Annotated in this window: 19 protein-coding genes, 1 tRNA gene and 2 pseudogenes; 13 read left to right on the top strand and 9 right to left on the bottom strand. The window is 65.0% G+C overall.

Annotation, left to right across the window (positions count from 1 at the left end):
• Positions 1 to 13: 13 nt before the first annotated feature.
• Positions 14 to 982 (bottom strand): ribosome small subunit-dependent GTPase A, encoded by a 969-nt coding sequence (gene rsgA / locus OXG30_09560; protein ID MCY4135142.1) that lies wholly within the window; start codon positions 980 to 982, stop codon positions 14 to 16.
• 140 nt (positions 983 to 1,122) lie between these two features.
• On the opposite strand from rsgA, the gene OXG30_09555 reads away from it, so the two are divergent.
• Positions 1,123 to 2,895, top strand: coding sequence for a molybdopterin-dependent oxidoreductase (locus tag OXG30_09555; GenBank protein MCY4135141.1), 1,773 nt, complete (start codon positions 1,123 to 1,125; stop codon positions 2,893 to 2,895).
• 29 nt (positions 2,896 to 2,924) lie between these two features.
• Here the strand turns inward: OXG30_09555 and OXG30_09550 are convergent, their stop codons facing one another.
• The 3 genes from OXG30_09550 to OXG30_09540 all read right to left on the bottom strand — a co-directional run bounded on the left by OXG30_09550 (position 2,925) and on the right by OXG30_09540 (position 4,474).
• Positions 2,925 to 3,110, bottom strand: a complete 186-nt coding sequence (locus OXG30_09550) for a type II toxin-antitoxin system HicA family toxin (GenBank protein MCY4135140.1) — start codon at positions 3,108 to 3,110, stop codon at positions 2,925 to 2,927.
• 15 nt (positions 3,111 to 3,125) lie between these two features.
• Positions 3,126 to 3,317: a type II toxin-antitoxin system HicB family antitoxin gene (locus OXG30_09545; GenBank protein MCY4135139.1), complete on the bottom strand. Its 192-nt coding sequence runs from the start codon at positions 3,315 to 3,317 to the stop codon at positions 3,126 to 3,128.
• 260 nt (positions 3,318 to 3,577) lie between these two features.
• Positions 3,578 to 4,474: a nuclease-related domain-containing protein gene (locus OXG30_09540; GenBank protein MCY4135138.1), complete on the bottom strand. Its 897-nt coding sequence runs from the start codon at positions 4,472 to 4,474 to the stop codon at positions 3,578 to 3,580.
• Positions 4,475 to 4,581: 107 nt separating this feature from the next.
• Here OXG30_09540 and OXG30_09535 point away from each other — a divergent pair, with 107 nt between their 5' ends.
• The 4 genes from OXG30_09535 (at position 4,582) to OXG30_09520 (ending at position 8,110) form a co-directional block, all read left to right on the top strand.
• Positions 4,582 to 5,772, top strand: coding sequence for an acyl-CoA dehydrogenase family protein (locus tag OXG30_09535; protein ID MCY4135137.1), 1,191 nt, complete (start codon positions 4,582 to 4,584; stop codon positions 5,770 to 5,772).
• Positions 5,773 to 5,897: 125 nt separating this feature from the next.
• Positions 5,898 to 7,055 (top strand): acetyl-CoA C-acetyltransferase, encoded by a 1,158-nt coding sequence (locus OXG30_09530; GenBank protein MCY4135136.1) that lies wholly within the window; start codon positions 5,898 to 5,900, stop codon positions 7,053 to 7,055.
• Between the two features lie 7 nt (positions 7,056 to 7,062).
• Positions 7,063 to 7,800, top strand: coding sequence for an SDR family NAD(P)-dependent oxidoreductase (locus tag OXG30_09525; GenBank protein ID MCY4135135.1), 738 nt, complete (start codon positions 7,063 to 7,065; stop codon positions 7,798 to 7,800).
• 43 nt (positions 7,801 to 7,843) lie between these two features.
• Entirely contained in the window at positions 7,844 to 8,110 is a 267-nt protein-coding gene (locus tag OXG30_09520) for a hypothetical protein (GenBank protein MCY4135134.1), read from the top strand.
• Positions 8,111 to 8,439: 329 nt separating this feature from the next.
• On the opposite strand, the gene OXG30_09515 is transcribed toward OXG30_09520, so the two are convergent.
• Genes OXG30_09515 through OXG30_09505 form a run of 3 tightly spaced genes read right to left on the bottom strand, consistent with a single transcriptional unit; the run spans position 8,440 to position 11,323 of the window.
• Positions 8,440 to 9,495, bottom strand: coding sequence for an enoyl-CoA hydratase/isomerase family protein (locus OXG30_09515; GenBank protein MCY4135133.1), 1,056 nt, complete (start codon positions 9,493 to 9,495; stop codon positions 8,440 to 8,442).
• Positions 9,461 to 10,972: an AMP-binding protein gene (locus OXG30_09510; GenBank protein MCY4135132.1), complete on the bottom strand. Its 1,512-nt coding sequence runs from the start codon at positions 10,970 to 10,972 to the stop codon at positions 9,461 to 9,463. The genes OXG30_09515 and OXG30_09510 overlap by 35 nt, the downstream gene beginning before the upstream one ends.
• A gap of 45 nt (positions 10,973 to 11,017) precedes the next feature.
• Entirely contained in the window at positions 11,018 to 11,323 is a 306-nt protein-coding gene (locus OXG30_09505) for a hypothetical protein (protein ID MCY4135131.1), read from the bottom strand.
• Between the two features lie 65 nt (positions 11,324 to 11,388).
• Here OXG30_09505 and OXG30_09500 point away from each other — a divergent pair, with 65 nt between their 5' ends.
• On the top strand, positions 11,389 to 12,576 hold the full coding sequence (locus OXG30_09500) for a CoA transferase (protein MCY4135130.1): 1,188 nt from the start codon (positions 11,389 to 11,391) through the stop codon (positions 12,574 to 12,576).
• An 18-nt stretch (positions 12,577 to 12,594) separates the two neighbouring features.
• On the opposite strand, the gene OXG30_09495 is transcribed toward OXG30_09500, so the two are convergent.
• Both OXG30_09495 and OXG30_09490 read right to left on the bottom strand, forming a co-directional pair.
• Positions 12,595 to 12,981 carry a type II toxin-antitoxin system VapC family toxin gene (locus OXG30_09495; protein MCY4135129.1) on the bottom strand — a complete coding sequence of 129 codons (387 nt, stop codon included), beginning with the start codon at positions 12,979 to 12,981 and terminating at the stop codon, positions 12,595 to 12,597.
• A complete protein-coding gene (locus OXG30_09490; GenBank protein MCY4135128.1) occupies positions 12,978 to 13,238 on the bottom strand; it encodes a type II toxin-antitoxin system VapB family antitoxin in 261 nt (86 codons plus the stop codon). Before OXG30_09490 ends, OXG30_09495 begins: the two co-directional genes overlap by 4 nt.
• 81 nt (positions 13,239 to 13,319) lie before the next feature.
• Between OXG30_09490 and OXG30_09485 the strand changes: the two genes are divergently transcribed.
• The 7 genes and pseudogenes from OXG30_09485 to OXG30_09455 all read left to right on the top strand — a co-directional run bounded on the left by OXG30_09485 (position 13,320) and on the right by OXG30_09455 (position 18,435).
• Positions 13,320 to 14,045 (top strand): VIT1/CCC1 transporter family protein, encoded by a 726-nt coding sequence (locus tag OXG30_09485; protein ID MCY4135127.1) that lies wholly within the window; start codon positions 13,320 to 13,322, stop codon positions 14,043 to 14,045.
• Positions 14,042 to 14,902: an SDR family NAD(P)-dependent oxidoreductase gene (locus tag OXG30_09480; GenBank protein MCY4135126.1), complete on the top strand. Its 861-nt coding sequence runs from the start codon at positions 14,042 to 14,044 to the stop codon at positions 14,900 to 14,902. Before OXG30_09485 ends, OXG30_09480 begins: the two co-directional genes overlap by 4 nt.
• A gap of 60 nt (positions 14,903 to 14,962) precedes the next feature.
• A pseudogene (locus OXG30_09475) lies at positions 14,963 to 16,024 on the top strand (class I SAM-dependent methyltransferase).
• A 50-nt stretch (positions 16,025 to 16,074) separates the two neighbouring features.
• Positions 16,075 to 16,147 (top strand) — tRNA-Glu (locus tag OXG30_09470).
• Positions 16,148 to 16,195: 48 nt separating this feature from the next.
• Positions 16,196 to 16,456, top strand: a pseudogene (locus tag OXG30_09465) (tyrosine-type recombinase/integrase).
• A 320-nt stretch (positions 16,457 to 16,776) separates the two neighbouring features.
• Entirely contained in the window at positions 16,777 to 17,406 is a 630-nt protein-coding gene (locus tag OXG30_09460; GenBank protein MCY4135125.1) for an NYN domain-containing protein, read from the top strand.
• Positions 17,407 to 17,652: 246 nt separating this feature from the next.
• On the top strand, positions 17,653 to 18,435 hold the full coding sequence (locus OXG30_09455) for an SDR family NAD(P)-dependent oxidoreductase (GenBank protein MCY4135124.1): 783 nt from the start codon (positions 17,653 to 17,655) through the stop codon (positions 18,433 to 18,435).
• Positions 18,436 to 18,451 lie beyond the last annotated feature (16 nt).

The following is an 18,451-nucleotide window of genomic DNA, read 5'->3' as shown; positions in this document are numbered from 1 at the left end:
GGCCTACTCGCGGCTAACGCCGTCGGCGGGCGAGGTCCAGGTCTTGGTCGGCCAGCTCGTCGGCCAGCTCCAAGTAGCGCCGCAGCCGGCCCGAATCCACGTTGCCGGCCACTGCACACCCGGGCTGGCCCTGGTGCCAGCAGTCTTCGGCGAAACGGCAGTCTTGGTCGAGGGCGTCGATCTCGGCGTAGGCCGCGGCCAGCCCCTCCCACGCATCCCACGGCCCCACGGCTCGGATGCCGGGCGTATCCACGATCGATCCCCCGTTGGGGAGCGCGATGAGCCGCCGGGCGATGGTGGTGTGGCGGCCCCGGGCGTCGCCCGCCCGCACTTCTTGGGTGTTCTGGACCTCGGTCCCCACCAGAGCGTTGATGAGCGTGGATTTGCCCACTCCTGACGGTCCCAGCAGCGCCAGCGTGCGGTTGCCCTCCAGCAGGGCGGTCATTTGATCGAGGCCCTCGCCCCGCAACGCGGCGGTGACCACCACCGACGCCCCTGGCGCCAGGGCGGCCGCCTTCTCGGCGTCCCGCTCGGGGCGGCGGCGAAGATCGGCCTTGGCCAGGATGATCGCCACCGACGCGCCCGACTGCCAGGCCACCACGCAGAAGCGCTCGAGCTGGGCCGGATTGATGCGCCGGTCGAGGCCGTGTACCACCCCCACCACATCGACGTTGGCTACCAGTGTTTGGGCTCGGGCGTGCTCGGCCGGATCTCGCCGCACCACCAGGGTGCGCCGCTCCAGCACCTGTTCCACTGTGGGGATGTCGTCAAGGTCGGGAACTACGGTGACCCAGTCGCCGGTTACCGGAGCCACATCGCCTTGGGCTCGCTGGGAGTCGGACGAGACCCGGATCTGGCCCTCGTCGGTCATCACCTCGCACTCGCCCCGGTCCACCTGCACCACCCGGCCCAGTCGTCCTCCCTGGCTCTGGGCCAACTCCCGCCACTGTTGGTCAGCGCCCAAAGCCTCCAGCGGTGTCATCGGCTAGCGATTGGCACGATTTCCATATTCCGGCTCCAAGTAGCGGGTCTATTGGCCCAAACAGTGGAAAATCACAATAGCCTTAGTCCCACACGACCGGATGAAGAACACCCGGGCCACTCACTCTTCGGGAGTCAGAAATGAGCGAATCCGAAACAGCCGTTTCAGGCGAGCGCCGGGCGGCCATCTCCCCGTTCCAAGCGATCTCCGCCGGCATTGTGGCCGCCGGCGGTGCGCTCGGTTTGAGCGAGATCTTGTCGGGGTTGAGCCGCAAGATTCCGTCGCTGGTGGTCTCGGTGGCCGAGGAGATTGTGGACATCACCCCCGGCTTCATCGCGCGCTGGTCCATCGACACCCTGGGGACCGCGCAGAAGCCCGCGCTGGTGTGGGGCATCGTCATCGTGTCGATTCTGCTCGGCGCAGTGTTGGGCTGGCCGTCCCGCAAGCGCTGGTGGGTGATGCCTGCCGGGCTGGTGGTGTTTGCCGTGGTCGGCGGGTGGGCCGCGGCCCGCAATCCCCTGTCCAGCGACGGCTTGGGATGGATGTCGGGCCTCTTGTCGGGGGCTTTCGGCATTGCGGTGTTCATGAGCCTGTACGCGCTGGCCCTCTTTTCCCGGCTGTCCAGGGAAGAAGAGCCTTCGGAGGACGAAGCCCGACCGGTGCCAATGGTCGGGAGGGGCCGGTTCAACGACCGGCGTCGCTTTGTGGGCGCAGTGGGCATCATGGCCGGGGCCTCGCTAGCCGGTGGCCTGCTCGGACGATGGCTGCGGCGGCGCGACACCGTTGAAGGGGCTAGGGAGGGTGTTGCCGAAGCCCTCCAAGGCCGCACAATCGCCACCCCCACCGCCCGGGCCACACCAAGGCCCACCGAGTCGGCCTCGGAACCGGCTACCCCCACCGCGACGGCGACCCCCGAATCCGCCGGTGCCGAACCCACAGCAGAAGCAACGCCCGAGGCCACCGCCGAGCCCACACCCTCGGTCACCGCTGAGCCGTTGCGAGAGCCCAACTTCGACTACATCGCCGGGATCGCTCCCCTCATCACGCCCAACGAGGACTTCTACCTGATCGACACCGCCCTCTCGTATCCCCAGATCGACCCGGCCGACTGGTCGCTGCGGATCCACGGCATGGTGGATCAGGAGGTGGAGATCAGCTTCGATGAGCTGCTGGATCTGGGCCTGGTTCGAGAGCAAGTGACCTTGTCATGCGTATCCAATCGGGTGGGCGGCCGCTTGGTGGGCAACGCCGAGTGGGTGGGAGTCCCGCTGGCCACCGTGTTGGACCAGGCGGGAGTGCAGCCCCAGGCCACTCAGATTGTGGGGCGCTCGGTGGACCGGTGGACCGCCGGTTTTCCCACCGCGGTGGCGCTCGACGGAAGGATCGCCATGGTGGCGGTGCAGATGAATGGCGAGCCGCTGCCCATCTCCCACGGCTTCCCCGCCCGGCTGGTAGTGGCCGGCTTGTACGGCTATGTGTCGGCCACCAAGTGGCTGTCGGACATCGAGCTCACCACCTGGGAGGCATTCGACGGCTACTGGATCCCCCGCGGCTGGTCCAAGGAGGGGCCGATCAAGACCCAGTCCCGCATCGACGTGCCCCGCCGGGACTCCACCATCGACCCCGGTCCCACCGCGATTGCCGGGGTGGCCTGGGCCCCCACCCGGGCCATCGAAAAGGTTGAGGTACAGGTGAACAACGAGGATTGGGTGGAGGCCGAGCTCAGCCGAGAGACCACCATCAACTCCTGGCGACAGTGGATGGTGACCTGGAACGCCACCCTCGGTGAACACCAAGTAAGGGTGCGGGCCACCGACGGTACCGGGACCACGCAGACCTCGGAGATCAGCAATCCAGCGCCCGACGGGGCCACCGGCTGGCACACCATCCAGGTGAGAGCCGACGAGGCCTGATTCCCAGATCCCCCAGCAGTACTGGCCCGTCAGTCCTCAGACGTGCTGAGTTGTTTGATGATGTGCCTAGCCAGCCTTTCGTTGATTTCTCGGTGGCGGGGCACGGGCTGATAGGCACCAGTTACGGGATTGCGGTACCAGTCGTGCTTGGAGCCATGCCGAACCAGGACGGCGCCGGACGCTTGAATCTGCTTGATCAGGTCAACCCGCTTCATGCCTGGGCGGGGTGATCATGCCAGCGTGAGGTCGGCGACTCGGCGTACCCCGGGAAGCTCGCCGCTAGTCAGGTCGGCGTAGAGGTCGCGCAGATGCTGCTTGAGTTCGTCCAACGTCTCACCCTGCGTCCAATAGTCGGGGAATTCCTCCAGATACCCGAGCCACCATTCGTCTTCTTGCCAGTAGACCATCTTCGTCGTCGCCACGTCTGCGTCTCCCTGCTATCCGTTGGCTCGAACTCCCCGACGGGGGTCAAGCCGTTCGCTTTCCCTTGCTCATGCACCGTAGCGAACGCTGCCCTCACCACCCAAGAGGTTGTTCACAGCCCGGAGAGCACCCTCCCATTCAGCTTTCAGCCCAAATTGGTTCGGAAGTCCCACAGGCTTCGCAATCCAGGAAGTACTGCCCCATCTCCCTGCCAATTTGTGCCTTCTTGTAACCCTTTTGCGTTGACCCACAGGCAGGGTCACTCCGCAGGCATCGGCGTGTTCTCGTGGCACACACTGCACTGCCAGTAATCGTTGTAGTAGGGCCGCGTCCGCCTTCGCGCTTCTAATTTCTCTGAACCGCAATGCATGCATTGCGCAAGTGCAGGCCGTGCATCCGCAACACCGATGCGACCAACATGCCGCTCGGCAAGAAATCTAGCCACAGTCCGGGCCTCTGGCTTCTTCATGTTCCAAATCCCGTAATCCCCCTGACCCCTTATCTTGGTCAGCTTCGCGTTGCGACTGTGCAGCTTGAGTTCCTGGTTGATCTTGTCAGGCACTTGATCAGCTTTGGCCACGAACACTCGAAATGGCTCTTGGGGCTCCTTCCATCCATCAATCCTCTTTATCGTTCCCTTGTCGGACACAGCAACAATGGTTTGGATTGGGGCTCTTGCGAAGCCGCGCTGATCCGTTCCGTAAATGAGCCTGGCGACAGTGCGAATCCCGAATGGAAGTCTCCCAACAAGTTCTTCCGCATGCTGGTACAGGAACTTTCTAAGGAACTCCGACTGCCTCCGCGCTTGCTGAATTGGCGAGGGCATTCCCGTCTCGCAGTGGTCGTTGACACGGGTCCACTCATCTCCTCCCGAGCCATCAGACCGCACTTGTACCTCTCCTGTCACGGATTTGCACTCGATGATGAAGAACCCAAAGCGGTGTACGAGCAGGTGATCGATCTGGCACACTCCGGTGGAGTCATCGTGCTCTGGTTGGGCGGGGTCCTCGAGCCGCAAGCCGTGCAGAACGAAGATGTTCGGATCATCAGAGAAAAATCGGTGCAGATAGTGGGCCATTTGTTTCTCGGCGGCGATTCCGGCCTGTATACGTGGGTCTTGGTTGTGGGCAGCCTCTTTGAATTTCTTGACGATCATCGCGACATTTTGGCAAATCCCGTATGTCATCCCTGCGTCGGTCAGGTGCTGTCTGATCTGAGAGGCGGGTCGTCTACCCGGTGTGGCCGCCAGTAGATTTCCGGCAGATGGATTTCGACCTGACTCCCGCGGAGCGGGACTTCCGCGACGAGGTGCGGACGTGGCTGGAGGAGCACTTGGTGGGGGAGTTCGCCGGGCTGCGGGGCCGGGGCGGGATGGGTCAAGAGGACATTCCCGCCGAACAGCAGATTGCCTGGGAACGCGAGCTGGCCGGCGGCGGCTGGCTGGGCATCGACTTTCCCGCCCACTTGGGGGGCCGGGAGTGCAGCCTGTCGGAGCAGGTGCTGTTCCACCAGACCTACGTGGAGGCCCGGGCACCAGGGCGGCTGCCCAACATGGGGGTCACGCTGCTGGGACCGACTCTGGTGGCCTACGGCACCCCTGAGCAGCAGGAGCGGTTCGTGCCGCCGATCCTGTCGGGCGAGGAGTTCTGGTGCCAGGGCTATTCCGAGCCCAATGCCGGGTCGGATTTGGCCAACGTGGGCACCAAAGCGGTGCTCGACGGTGATCGGTGGGTGGTCAACGGCCAGAAGATCTGGACCTCGCTGGCCCAATACTCCGACTGGTGCTTCGTGGTGTGCCGCACTGATCCCGACTCGGCCCGCCACGCCGGGCTCTCCTACCTGTTGGTGCCCATGGACCAGCCGGGGATCGAGATTCGCCCCATCGTGCAGATCACCGGCGGTACCGAGTTCAACGAGGTGTTCTTCGACGATGCGGTGACCAATGCCGATCTGGTGGTGGGGCAAGTGGGCCGGGGCTGGGAGGTGGCCATGGGCACGCTGGCCTTCGAGCGGGGGGCCTCAACGCTGGGCCAGCAGACCTACTTCCGCCAGGAACTAGACGCGCTGCTGGCCGAGGCCCGGGCCAACGGCACCGCTGATGATTTGGTGATCCGTCAGGAGCTGTCCCAGGCCTACGCCACATTGGAGATCATGCGGTACAACAACCTGCGGATGCTCACCGTGGTGGACGCCGGTGGGGTGCCGGGGCCGGAAATGTCCATCGGCAAGCTGTTGTGGTCCAACTGGCACCGCTCGCTGGGCGAGTTGATGGTGGGGGTGCGGGGGGCGGACGCCATGGCGGTTGCGGTTGACGACGGTGAGGACTACTCGCTGGACCCATGGCAGCGCACGTTCCTGTACAGCCGAGCCCACACCATCTATGCCGGATCGAATGAGATTCAGCGGAACATCATCGGTGAGCGAGTCTTGGGGCTTCCTCGCGAACCGAGGTAATTGGATGAGGCCAGAGCGAACCAACTTGTTCGGGCTGCCGAGAGAACCGCGGTAATTGGCAAGCCAAATTGTTGGGCCTTCCCCGAGAACCGCGATGATTTCAAGTATCGGAAAGAGGAGCAGCCATGGCTGAGGCATACATCATCGACGCGGTCCGCACCCCGGTGGGACGACGGGGCGGCAGCCTCTCGGAGATCCACCCCGCGGACTTGGGGGCCCATCCCATCCTCGGGCTTCTCGATCGCACCGGTGTCGACCCGGCTGCGGTGGACGACGTGATGTACGGCTGTGTGGACGCCCTCGGCCCCCAGGCCGGCGACATCGCCCGCACCGCCTGGCTGGCCGCCGGACTGCCCGAACACGTTCCCGGAACCACCATCGACCGCCAGTGCGGATCGGCCCAGCAGGCCGTCCACTTCGCCGCTCAGGCGGTGATGGCCGGGGTGAACGACATGGTAGTGGCCGGCGGCGTGCAGAACATGAGCATGATTCCCATCGGCTCGGCCATGGAGGTGGCCCAGCATGTGGGGGTGGAAGACCCCGACCCCTTCACCGGTTCCGACGGCTGGGTTGATCGCTACGGCACCCAGGAGGTGTCGCAGTTCCGGGGCGCTGAGCTGATCGCCGAGCACTGGGACATCAGCCGTGAGCAGATGGAGGAGTTCGCGCTGGCCAGCCACGAGCGGGCGGCCACCGCCACCGACGAGGGCCGGTTTGCCAACGAGATACTGCCCCTGGCTGACCTGGAGTTCGACGAGGGCATACGGCGGGGCACCACCTTGGAGAAGATGGCCAGCCTGTCGCCGTTGGCCGAGGGCGGGCGGCTGACCGCCGCGGTGTCCAGCCAGATCTCCGATGCGGGCTGTGCCATGCTGATCGCCGGAGAGCAGGCGGTTTCCGACCACGGGTTGAAGCCCCGGGCCCGCTTCCACCACATGTCGGTGCGGGGCGCCGATCCCATCTTCATGCTTACCGGCCCCATCCCGGCCACCGAATATGCACTGGCCCGAACCGGCATGACCATCGACGACATCGACCTGTTCGAGTGCAACGAGGCTTTCGCCCCGGTGGTGCTGGCCTGGATGGGCGAGCACGACGTGCCCCACGAGAAGGTCAACGTGAACGGCGGGGCCATCGCTCTGGGCCACCCCCTGGGGGCCACCGGGGCCCGGCTGATGACCACCCTGTTGAACGAGCTGGAGCGCACCGGTGGCCGCTACGGCTTGCAGACCATGTGCGAAGGCGGCGGCCAGGCCAACGTCACCATCATCGAGCGCTTGTAGTCGGGGCGTGGCCGAATTCGCCGACAAGGTGGTGATCGTCACCGGCGCAGCCCGGGGCATAGGGCGGACCACGGCGGTTGAGTTCGCCGAAGCCGGGGCGACGGTCGTAGGGGCTGACCTAAATGCCGAGGCCCTCAACGATGTGGAAGAACTGTCGCTGCGACTGGGCGGAGATGTGGGCGACACCGGCGATGCCCACGCCATCATCGACGACACTCTGGCTGCCTTCGGGCGCCTCGACGTGCTGGTGAACAACGCCGGGGTATGGGTGCTCAAGCCCACCGCCGAGATCACCCCCGAGGAGTGGGACGACCAGCTCTCCACCAACCTGCGCTCGTTCTTCCTGCTCATCCGCCGGGCTTATCCCGCGCTGGCCGAGGCCAGGGGCAACGTGGTGAACGTGGCCTCCATCGCCGCGATGCGATTCACCACCCCGCATGTGGCCTACGCATCTGCCAAAGCCGGGGTGGTCGCCATGACCAGGGACTTGGCCGCCGAGTATGGCCCCGATGTGAGGGTCAACGCGGTGGCCCCCGGCCCCATCGACACTATGCACCTCACCGCTTCGATGACGCCCGAGGAGAAGGCCGACTTCGGCCGCCGCTACCCGCTGGGCCGCATGGGCGAACCCGAAGACGTGGCCCACGCCATCGTCTTTCTGGCCTCCCCCAAAGCCGCCTACATCACCGGCGCCACCCTCCCCGTCACCGGCGGAACCGAGTTGGGCGTCCCCAGCCTCTTCTAGCCTTCGGTTGAAATCCTCCAATTTCGTAATACAATAATCGAGTGTGGAGATCCACAGCTCGGCGAAAAAGCATGGATTCGGCGATCAAGAAATACTTCATGCTCTTGACCATGCCATGGCCGTCTTTGACTTGGACTCTGAGGGAGACCCTCCCAGGGTCCTGGCAATCGGACCGGACCCCTCCGGCAACATGCTGGAGATGATTTGGCTTGAGTTGAGCGACGGGGAGCGGCTTGTAATCCACGCCATGGCCCTCAGGCCTGCGTATTTCACACTCTTGGAGCTTGCAAAGCGGGAAGAACAGGAATGACCAACGAGAAGACATACCAAACACAAACCGGACGGGCGCTCACTGACGATGACGTAGAGAGCATTGCTGTCGAGGTAGAGACAACCGACTACGACGTTGAGGCGCTTCGTGCTCGCCGGCGGGGGCGCCCACCCATGGGTTCTGAGCCTTTGGAGGTTGTGACGGTACGGATCGAAGCTGAGCTCCGGGCTGCCATTTCTGCAAGAGCGGAGAAGGATGGCATGACGGTCAGCAGTGTCCACCGGGAAGCCTTGCGACAATTTCTCGACGTTCCAGAGTCGGCCTAGTTGCTGCCATAACTCTGACATCGACTGGCGGATGACTCCGTCTCAGCCCTCGATGCGGTCGATGAGGCCCCAGCTCAGGGCGGCGGTGGCGTCGATCTCGGTGTTGGTGAGGGCGAAGTAGCACAGGCGCTGGCGGCCGATGCGGCGGGCGATGCTGACGGTGCCGCCCGCACCGGGAACCAAGCCCATGGCCACCTCGGGCAAGCGGAAGGTGGTGTCGGGGTGGGCGGCCACGTCGTGGGCGTAGGCAGGCAGCTCCACGCCGGCGCCGACACAGGTGCCGTGGACCATGGCCCGGGTCTTGGCGGCCAGCCGGTCGATCCAGAAGGCGGCGCTGCGCACCGAGCGGACCCGATGGGCGGTGCCGGGGTCGGGAGTGGTGCCGAACTCGGCCAGATCGCCGCCGGAGCAGAACGTGGGCCCGGCACCCTCGAGCACGATGCCGTCGAGGGTGGGGTCGGCCCATGCGGCCCGAAGCTGTTCCACCAGCCCGTCGCGCATTTCGGCGCTGAAGGCGTTGTGGCGCTCGGGCCGGTTGAGGGTGAGCCGCAGGGTTGATCCGGCGCGCTCGGCCAGCACGGCGGGCTCGGGGTTGTCGGGAACCAGACGGCTGGGCTGGGAGGCCAGCCAACCTTGGAACTGGGGGCCGGACTGAAGGGTGGAGTAGGCCAGTGACTCGGCCACCAGCCCGTCGGCGGTGGAGCGGTCTCGGCTCAGGCGCAGGAGCTGGACCAGGGCCACTGCCGCGGCGGGCGATGCTGCTGCCGCGGCCGCGATCTGGTCGACCTCGTCGGCGGCCACGGCCAGCGGTACTTCGAGGTCGCCAGAGGCGAGCACGATGTCGAAGGGGTCGCAGATCTCGGCCAGCTTTGGGGCATCGGCGGGGTCCCGGTCGTCGGGCACGGAGGCCACGATCACAGCGGGGGTGCTCTTCACCAGATCGGCTGTTTCGGGCGACGGCCATTGCGACAGGTCGGCCGCGGTCAGCTCGACGAGAATCACCGGGCAGTCGGCCAGTCCATAGTCCTCCCCGGCGTAGGGGAGCGACAGCAGCGACCTGGCCTCAGCCAGACCTGTCGTTTGAACTGGCGAGCTCATCTCTTAGGATCCGGCGCAAGAGCTTGCCGGTCTCGTTGTAGGGCAGCTCGTCGCGCACCTCGATGCGGTCCGGGGTGCGTGACGACCTCATCTGAGTCTTCACGAACTCCTGGAGTTCGGCGATGTCCACCGTTTGCCCTTTGGCGGGCACCACCACCGCGGCCACCGCCTCGCCCCACTGCTCGTCGGGCACGCCGACCGCGGCGGCGTCGGCCACCGAGTGGTGGCTCAACAGCACGTCTTCGATCTCGCCGGGGGAGATGTTCTCCCCGCCCCTCACGATGATGTCGTCGATGCGGCCTTCCACGAACAGGTAGCCGTCGTCATCGAGCGAGCCGCCGTCGTTGGTGGGGAACCAGCCGTCGGGGGTGACCCGGGTGTTCCGCCCCAGGTATTCGCCTGAAACCTGCTCGCCTCGTACCCAGATCTCGCCGGAGGTGCCGGTGGGAACCGGTTCGCCCTCGTCGTCGCGGATGTCCACCTCGATGGCGGGCAGCGGTCGGCCCGCCGAGCCCAGCCTGGCCCGCACGGCGGGATCGTCGGAGCGGTGGGCTTCGCGGTGCTCATCGGGGCCGAGCACGGCCACCGTGGAGCTGGTCTCGGTGAGGCCGTAGGCGTTCACGAAGTTGGTCTCGGGCAGCAACTCCAGTGCTCGGGCGATGACCGGAGCGGGCATCTTGCCGCCGCCATACGACAAGGCCCGCAGCGAGGGGAGCCCGCCTCCGACGTCCTCCAAGTGGTCCACGATGCGGGCCAGCATGGTGGGCACCACCATGGCATGGGTGACACCCTCGGCACGGACCAGGTTCACCCAGTCGGCGGCGTCGAAGTTGGGAAGTTGCACGATGCGGCGCCCGGCGTACACCGAGCTCAAGATCGCGGCCATGCCGGCCACGTGATAGGGGGGTACCGACACCAGGGTGGCCTCGTCTTCGGACGCCCCCATGAACTCCACCGAGCCGATGATGTACGACACCAAGTGCTTGTGACGCAGTACCGCGGCCTTGGGCGCTCCGGTGGTGCCGCTGGTGTAGAGGAGGATGGCGATTTCGTCCGGATCGACGTTCCAGTCGCTGTCAGGGGCGCTGCCTTCGGCCCATTGGGACAGGAAATCGGGCCGCACAACCGCTCGCACGCCGTCAAGGTCGCCGATGGCCAACAGGGCGTCGTCATTGCACACCGTGACCGAGGGAGCTACTTCGGCGGCCAAATGGCGCAGCTCGGGCACCGTCAGCCGGTAGTTGAGGGGAACGAACGGCACTCCGGCCCAAGCCGAGCCGAAGAGCGCTATGGGCAGAGCCTCGCTGCTGACATCCACCAGGCTGACCCGGTCGATGCCCGCCTCCCTGAAGTGGGTTGCGGCGGCGCCGGACCGCTGGAACAGCTGCTCGTAGGTAAGCCCCTGCCCCTGGGATCCAACCGCGGTGCGGTCGCCGAAACCGCTGGAGGCCATCTCCAGCAGCATCATCAGGTTCATGGGCTCATTCTCTGCGGTGCGTCTCCCGGCGGGCGTTTGCCCTGGCTAGTCAGAGGCCGGGAGGGGTTTTGCCTCTTTCAGGCTCAGTGGCGTGTCCCCCAGTGCCAGCGAGCCGTCGCCGGGCTTGGTACACAGAACCTCGAGAGATTCGTCCTCGTTCACATAGCGCTTGCCCAGGGCGGTGCCATCGGCAGCACCGGCGGCAACCTCGCCGTTGCGCTCGGCATCGGCCGGATCGGCCATCGGCGAACCGCCGCAGGTGATGTCCACATCGCCGCTTGGTGCTTTCACCACGATCAGCTCGGTGTCGCACACCGAGCTCTTGAGGCGGCTACCCGGTTTCAAGTCCATTCCTACCTCCTGGGAGATATCTCCCAATCTTTTCCCTTCAGCCTCAACAGGTACAAACTGCGGTTATGGAGTCGTCACCCTCGACCGGGCGCCATCCGGCTTTGGTTTGGGCCGAGTCCGGGCTCATGGGGCTGAGCGGCCCGGAGCACGGGCCTCCGGCGCTGGCATCCGGACGCTGGCTGGAGCGGCTCGACAATGTGGTGAGCGACATCTCCAAGCTGTGCGGACAGGCACTGAGGACCAATGCCGCCGGCTTTCTTGGGGAGCGGGCGGCACTTGTGGGCCGTAGTCGAAGAGGCGCCGTGTCGGTGGGAGGAGCGTGCCGCATGGTGGCGGCGGCCGACGGCGTGTTGGCGGTGTCGCTGGCCCGCAGCACCGACACCGAAGCGGTTCCCGCTTGGCTGGAGATCGGTGATCTGGCCGGGGACGACGTGTGGGCCGAAGTGGCCGCAGGGGTGCGGGACAAGCCGGTGGTTGAGCTGATCGAGCGGGCCGAATGGCTGGGCTTGGCGGTGGGGGAAGCAGTCCGTCCCTTGCCGCCTGCCGAGCCCTGTTCGCTCACCGACGCCGGACCGGCGGGATCAGGCCGCAATCTGGTGCTGGACGTGAGCTCGCTGTGGGCTGGCCCGCTGTGCGCGTCGCTGCTGGGCGGCATCGGATTCAAGGTGCTGAAGATAGAGGCGCCAAACCGTCCCGACGGGGCGCGGTACGGCTCTCCCGCGTTCTATGAGCGATTGAACCGGGGCAAGCAGGACACGGTTATCGACCTGGGATCCGAGGACGGTCACCGCCAATTTCTGGATCTGTGCCGGGAATCGGCAGTCGTCGTGGACGGCCTGCGGCCCCGGGTGTGGGTCAATTGGGGTATCGACCGATTGGAGGTGGCCCAGAGTTGTGGGCTGGTTTGGGTTTCGATCTCCGGGCACGGCGACGGGCGGGCCGGATTTGGTGACGACGCCGCAGTGAGCGGGGGCCTGTGGCTGTCAGACCCGGACGGCGGACTGCCGTGGTTCGTTGGCGACGCGGCCGCCGATCCGGTGGCTGGGTTGGCGGCCTGTCGTGCTGCGGCGGAGGCCACAGCCGCCGGTCGTGCCGGGCTGGTTGAAGTGGCCATGAGCCAGGCGGTGAGCTGGGTTCGAGATGGTGACGACCTGAGCGCACCCGGCGCCGAAGTCTTCCGCCGGGGCGACAATTGGGTGGTGAGAGCCGATGATGAGGAGCAGATCGTGCTGGCGCCACGCGATGGGGTCTGATCGTGATGACTAGCGGATCTACGCAGCTTCGATGTCGGTGAGTGCGAAGTCGTTGCCCTTGAACAAGAGAGGTTCCCCAGTCTCCTTGGCCAAGGCGTAGGCGAAGCAGTCCCCAAAGTTCAGCGCCGCGGGATGGTTGCCCTTGCCGAACTGCCGCCAGGCCCGGCGAGCGGCTTGGGCATGCTCGGCGGTGACCGCAACGAGCTGGATGGGAGATTCTTCGATGAGGAGGTCGAGTTCATGGCCCCCACCAGAACCGACACGGCCTTCAAGAACAATGGTGGACTCGACAAAGTTGGCGACAGACATGAGGCAGCGCTCGGCTTCCGCAATCGCTCTCTTGTAGTGCTCGTAATCGGACTCTTTGAGGAGGATGGCCAGCACGGCCGAGGTGTCCACGATCACTTCGGAGCCCCGTGCTCGTCGTACAAGAAGTCGCCGTGGTCCACCGCTGATGGGCCGCCATCACGAAGAAGTTTGGAGCAGCGTTGGGCAATGGCCTCAATCGCTTCCATGCGGGCTTCAACACTACGGCTGCGCTGTTCGCGTTCGAGGCGCTCTTGCAGGGCCACGGTGATTGCCCCGGTCATCGTCTCGCCGGTGAGATTGGCCAACTCACTGGCCAGTCGGCAGGTCTCGTCATTCTTGATATTGAGACTCATTGAAATTCTCTCATGGTAGAACCGATATTATTTTTCTACCATACACCGCCAATGCACCCATTCAAACGGTAGGTTGAGACGGTGTTCGCAAGGAAGAGGAGCGGCTCGGGGCATCTCGGTGAGGGCCATCACCGCAATGTGGCCCGGGGCGGGTACCGGGCGGCGGTGTTCGGGGCGAGCGACGGCCTGGTGTCCAATATGGCGATCATCTTGGGTGTGGCCGGAGGCACTTCGGGGCAGGGACTGGTGAGGCTGGTGGGGATCGCCGGGCTCATCGCCGGTGCGGTTTCTATGGCTGCGGGCGAATACTTGTCGATGCAGGCTCAGCGAGAGCTGTTGGAGCGCGAGTTGGACATGGAGCGGCGAGAGCACGCCCGCAATCCGGAGCACGAGGTGGAGGAGCTGGCCGAGATCTACGAGTCGCGGGGAATAGACCAGGACATAGCTCGGGAGATGGCCGCCAACATCATGGACGACCCTGAGAAGGCCTTGGAGGTCCACGCCCGAGAGGAGATGGGAATTGATCCCAACGAGCTGGGCAATCCGGTGTTTGCCGCCATGTCTTCGTTCATTTCCTTCGCCTTGGGTGCAATGTTGCCGTTGTTGCCGTGGTTCTTCGGTGGTGGCAATGGGGCCATCGTGGCATCGATCATCCTCGGAGGGGTGGGCGCCGTAATGATTGGCGGTGCGTTGGCGCTGGCCACCGGCCGCTCGATTGTGCGGGGCTCGCTTCGTCAGCTTGCCTTTGTTGCCGCCGCAGCGGCCATCACTTTCGGGATCGGCTCTGCTGTGGGAGTAGGCGTATGACTGATTGGGAGTGGACGTTGGGCGGTCTCAAGAGCGACAAAGACCCAATTTGGAGCGAAGACAACATCCTCGACCCATCCAGTGTGCTGCTCACCGACAAAGTGGCCATCGTCACCGGCGGTGCCCGGGGGATCGGCGCGGCCACCGCAGTGGCCCTGGCCCGGTTCGGCGCCGATCTGGCCATCTGCGACCGGGAGGCCGACGATATGGCCCGCACTGCCGCCGCGGTAGAGGCACTGGGCCGCCGCTGCCTGACCGGGCTGTTCGACGTGCGTCACCCCGAGCCCCGAGACGCCTGGCTGGCCGAGGTGGGAGAAGCCTGTGGGCGGGTGGACGTGCTGGTGAACAACGCCGGCGGCACATTCAGCTCCCCGTTTGCCGACATCAACCTCAAGGGTGAGGCCGCGCTCATTGCCGAGAACTTCACCCAGGTCACCGGTTTCATCCGGGGATGCATTCCGCTGATGAGCGAAGGGGGGTCGATCATCAACGTCACCTCCATCGAGGCCCATCGGGCCGGTCCCGGCTTCTCCATCTATTCGGCGATGAAGGCGGCCCAGGCCAATTTGGCCATGAGCCTGTCGCTGGAGCTGGCGCCGGCGGGCATCCGGGTCAACTGCATCGCCCCCGACGTGATCCCCACCGAGGGCGAGAGGATGCTCGGCGACGAGAGCACGGACGAGCGATCGCAGCTGGCCCCTCAACCGTGGTTGGAGGGCGGCTCGGTTCACGACTGCGCCGCGGCGATCGTGTATCTGGCCGGGGATCTTTCCCGGTTCGTGACCGGCTCCACCATCCATGTGGACGGCGGCAACCTGGCCGCCGCCGGGTGGAAGCGCCGCACCACTCGCCGCTAGGCCACGTAGACACCACTAGGGTTCCAGCCGGTACATCACCGAGAAGGAACTGACATGGACATCGACGTTGATCGGGTAACCGAGCTGGCCGGCGAGGTGGCGACCCACATGGCCGGGGCCACCACCATGGCCATGGTCTACATCGGCGACGAGCTGGGCCTGTATCAGGCCATGGCCGGGGCGGGACCGATGACTGCCGATGCCTTGGCCGAAGCGACTGGTTGCCATCCCCGCCTGGTCACCGAGTGGCTGCGCCAGCAGGCTGCCGTCGAGCTGGTGGAGATCGACGGCCAGGGCGACGAGGATGTCACCTACCAGTTGACCGATGAGGCGGCCGCGGTGCTGGCCTGGGAGGTGAGCCCCGCGTTCTTGGCCGGCGGCATCGGCATGTTCCGGGCCATGTTCGCCGATATGGACGACATCCTCGACGCCTTCCGAGGCGACGGCGGATTGGCGTGGGGCGATCACCATCCCTCTTTGTTCACCTCCACCGCCCGCTTCTTCCGCCCCCAATACGAGATGTATCTGGCCAACGAGTGGATACCGGCCGCCGATGGAATCGACGAAAAGCTCCGGGCCGGGGCCACCGCGGCCGACGTGGGCTGCGGCTGCGGAGATTCGGTGCAGATCCTGGCCTCGGCCTATCCCGAATCCCACTTCACGGGGTTCGACTTCCACGGCCCGTCCATCGACCAGGCCAGGGAGGTGGCCGCCGAGGCAGGTGTGGGCAACGCCTCCTTCGAGGTGGCCGACTCCCAGGGCTACCAGGGCACCTACGACGTGATCTTCTTCTTGGACTGCCTCCACGACATGGGCGACCCGGTGGGCATCGCCGCCCACGCCCGCAGCCAGCTTGCCGAGGGCGGTTCAGTGCTCATGGTGGAGCCGTTCGCCTTAGACGGCCACCTCCGCAATCTGACTGAGAACCCGATGGCGGCCACGTCGTACGGCGCCTCCGCGGTGTTTTGAATACCATGCTCACTGGCCCAACCCGTCGGGTTGGGGATGGGTGCTCAAGCCGGCGAAGCCGCCATGCGGGAAGTGTTCACCGCCGCTGGCTACTCCAGCTTCGAGCGCGTGACCGAGACCAACGCCAACATCATCTACCAAGCCCGCCCGTGACTATTCGGGTCGCCGGATCCCGAAAGCAGCCGGTACACTTCAGCGTTCCCGCCCCGTTCGTCTAGAGGCCTAGGACGCCAGATTCTCAATCTGGTAACACGGGTTCGAATCCCGTACGGGGTGCTTCTTACAGTTTGTCGCTGTTCACAGACGGACCCAATTGTGCCCTAAATCCCCTCGACCGCCGCCCGATCAGGCGAGGCCCGCAACGCTGTGTGGGAGGAGATCGACTTTGATGCCTGCGAATGGCGGATTCCAGCGAATCGAATGAAGACCGCAAACGAGCACCGTGTGCCGATGTCTGATGCCGCCCTCGAAGTACTGCAAGGGGCCAAAGGCCTTCACGACGGCTCCGGTATAGTCTTCCCGTCGCCGCTCAGGGCCGGCAGGCCCCTTAGTGACATGACGCTAACGAAAGTCCTGCGCGATGTCGGTCTCGCCGAACGGGCAACCTCGATCTTCGACTGGATCGAGATCTTCTACAATCGGACCCGGCGCCACTCATCGCTCGGCAACATCTCACCCGCCGAGTTCGAGTGACGCCACCGACAACAACCACACGCCGCCTGACTCCCGCAAACCCAGTCCAACAAACAGGTGACACATCAGGTGGACCAACCTCAGGGGGTCACGCCAGAGTGATCCGCCTTCTTGACAAATGGGGTTGTTGAGTTCAGTTCGCGCGGGTACAGTAATCGTATTCCTCCCCGCCTGCCCTGGCTCCAGGGCATGGCGGGGCTACTTTTTGTCTCGTGCCTGACGATCGCGTTGTTGTGTTCATCGACTACCAGAATGTGTATCACCGCGCCCGCGCTTCGTTCTTTGAGGGGGCCGATCCCCCAGTGCAAGTCGGCCATGTCCACCCGCTGAGAGTCGGGGAGCTGCTCTGCGATCTGGGCCGAGGCAAAGACCCCGGCAGGGTGCTGGCCGGCCTTCGTATCTACCGGGCTGTTCCCGACACGCGCAGCGGTGCCGACTTGGAGCGGGCCACCAAGATCCAGATGGCCCGCTGGGTGAGCACGGCGGGCGTCAAGGTGTGCTCCCGGCCAATGGACTACATCGAGACGATGAGACGGGGGAAGGAACATTGGGTGGGCCGCGAGAAGGGCATCGACGTTATGTTGGCGGTCGATCTGGTGGACATGGCCCGAACAGGTGCCTACGACGCCGCGGTCGTGTTCTCTGCCGACACCGACTTGCTGCCGGCTCTGGAGGCCGCGGTCAGGATCGGCAAGCGCATCGAGACCGCCACTTGGCTAGGCCCCGGCGACAACCGCGGGCCGCTGCGCATCAGACATCACAACCTGTGGAACCACTATCTTGATCGGGCCCACTTCGACATGGTCCGAGACGATACTGACTACCTGAAACCGCCATTCTGAGCCAAAGCCCTTACCCTGCGATACGACTCGCTATGTGTGGGACTGATTGGGGGACAGAACAGAAAGACCGCCGTCTATAGCGAATCTACTTGGGACTTTGCAGAGCCTTCGAATCCTGTACGGGGTGCTACCACTGCGGACGAGCCTTCCAGCCGACCGGACCTTGTGGTCTTTTGTGGCGAGCTGAGCACAATTGGCGCGCGAGACTGGCGCACTAACTGAAGTTCTTGGGGAAGGGAGCTGGCAATGAGTCGGTTGGATGAAAAGGTTGCGTTGGTGACTGGCGCTAGCGGGGGCATTGGTATGGCCGCGATGCGTCGGCTGGCGGGAGAGGGGGCCGCTGTGTTGGGGGTCGACCTGGTGGACGAGGCGGGCGAGAAGCTGGTGGCCGAGTTGACTGAGGGCGGGGCCCGGGCGGTGTACCAGCACTGCGACGTGGGTTCACTGGAAGATGTCACCAATGCGGTTGAGCGGGCAGTTTCGGAGTTCGGCCGCATCGATGTGCTGTTCAACAACGCCGCTACAAGCAGCGGTGGCTACATTCCCGAACTCGACCCTGAGGGTTGGGATTCCAGCCTGCGGGTGATGCTCACCGCGGCGATGTACGGCATGAAGGCGGCCATCCCCCACATGGCCTCTCAAGGAGGAGGGTCGATCATCAGTACCTCTTCGATCTATGGGGTGGTGGCCTCTCCGGGCAACGCTCCCTACTGCACAGCCAAGGCCGGGCTCATCAACCTGACCCGCACAGCGGCGGTGGAATGGGGCCGCAAGAACATCCGGGTCAATGCCATCTGCCCCGGCGTGGTGGAGACGCCCATGTACGGAGCGGTGCTCGATATCGGTCTGAAGACCCATGAGGAGATCTCCGCTATGCACGCACTGGGCCGGACCATCAAGCCAGAAGAGATCGCCAACTTGGTGCTGTTTCTGGCCTCAGATGAGTCCTCGGCCATCACTGGCCAGGCCATCGTCATCGACGGTGGGCTGCTGTCCGACTGCAATTTGACCGGAGTGCCGCCTGCCTGACGGTCTAGGGGCCTGT

The sequence above is a fragment of the bacterium genome, assembly GCA_026708015.1.
In the GTDB taxonomy this organism is placed as follows: Bacteria; Actinomycetota; Acidimicrobiia; order Acidimicrobiales; family Bin134; genus Poriferisocius.
The sequence above is the reverse complement of the archived record's forward strand: the minus strand, read 5'-3'. Positions and strand labels throughout refer to the sequence as shown.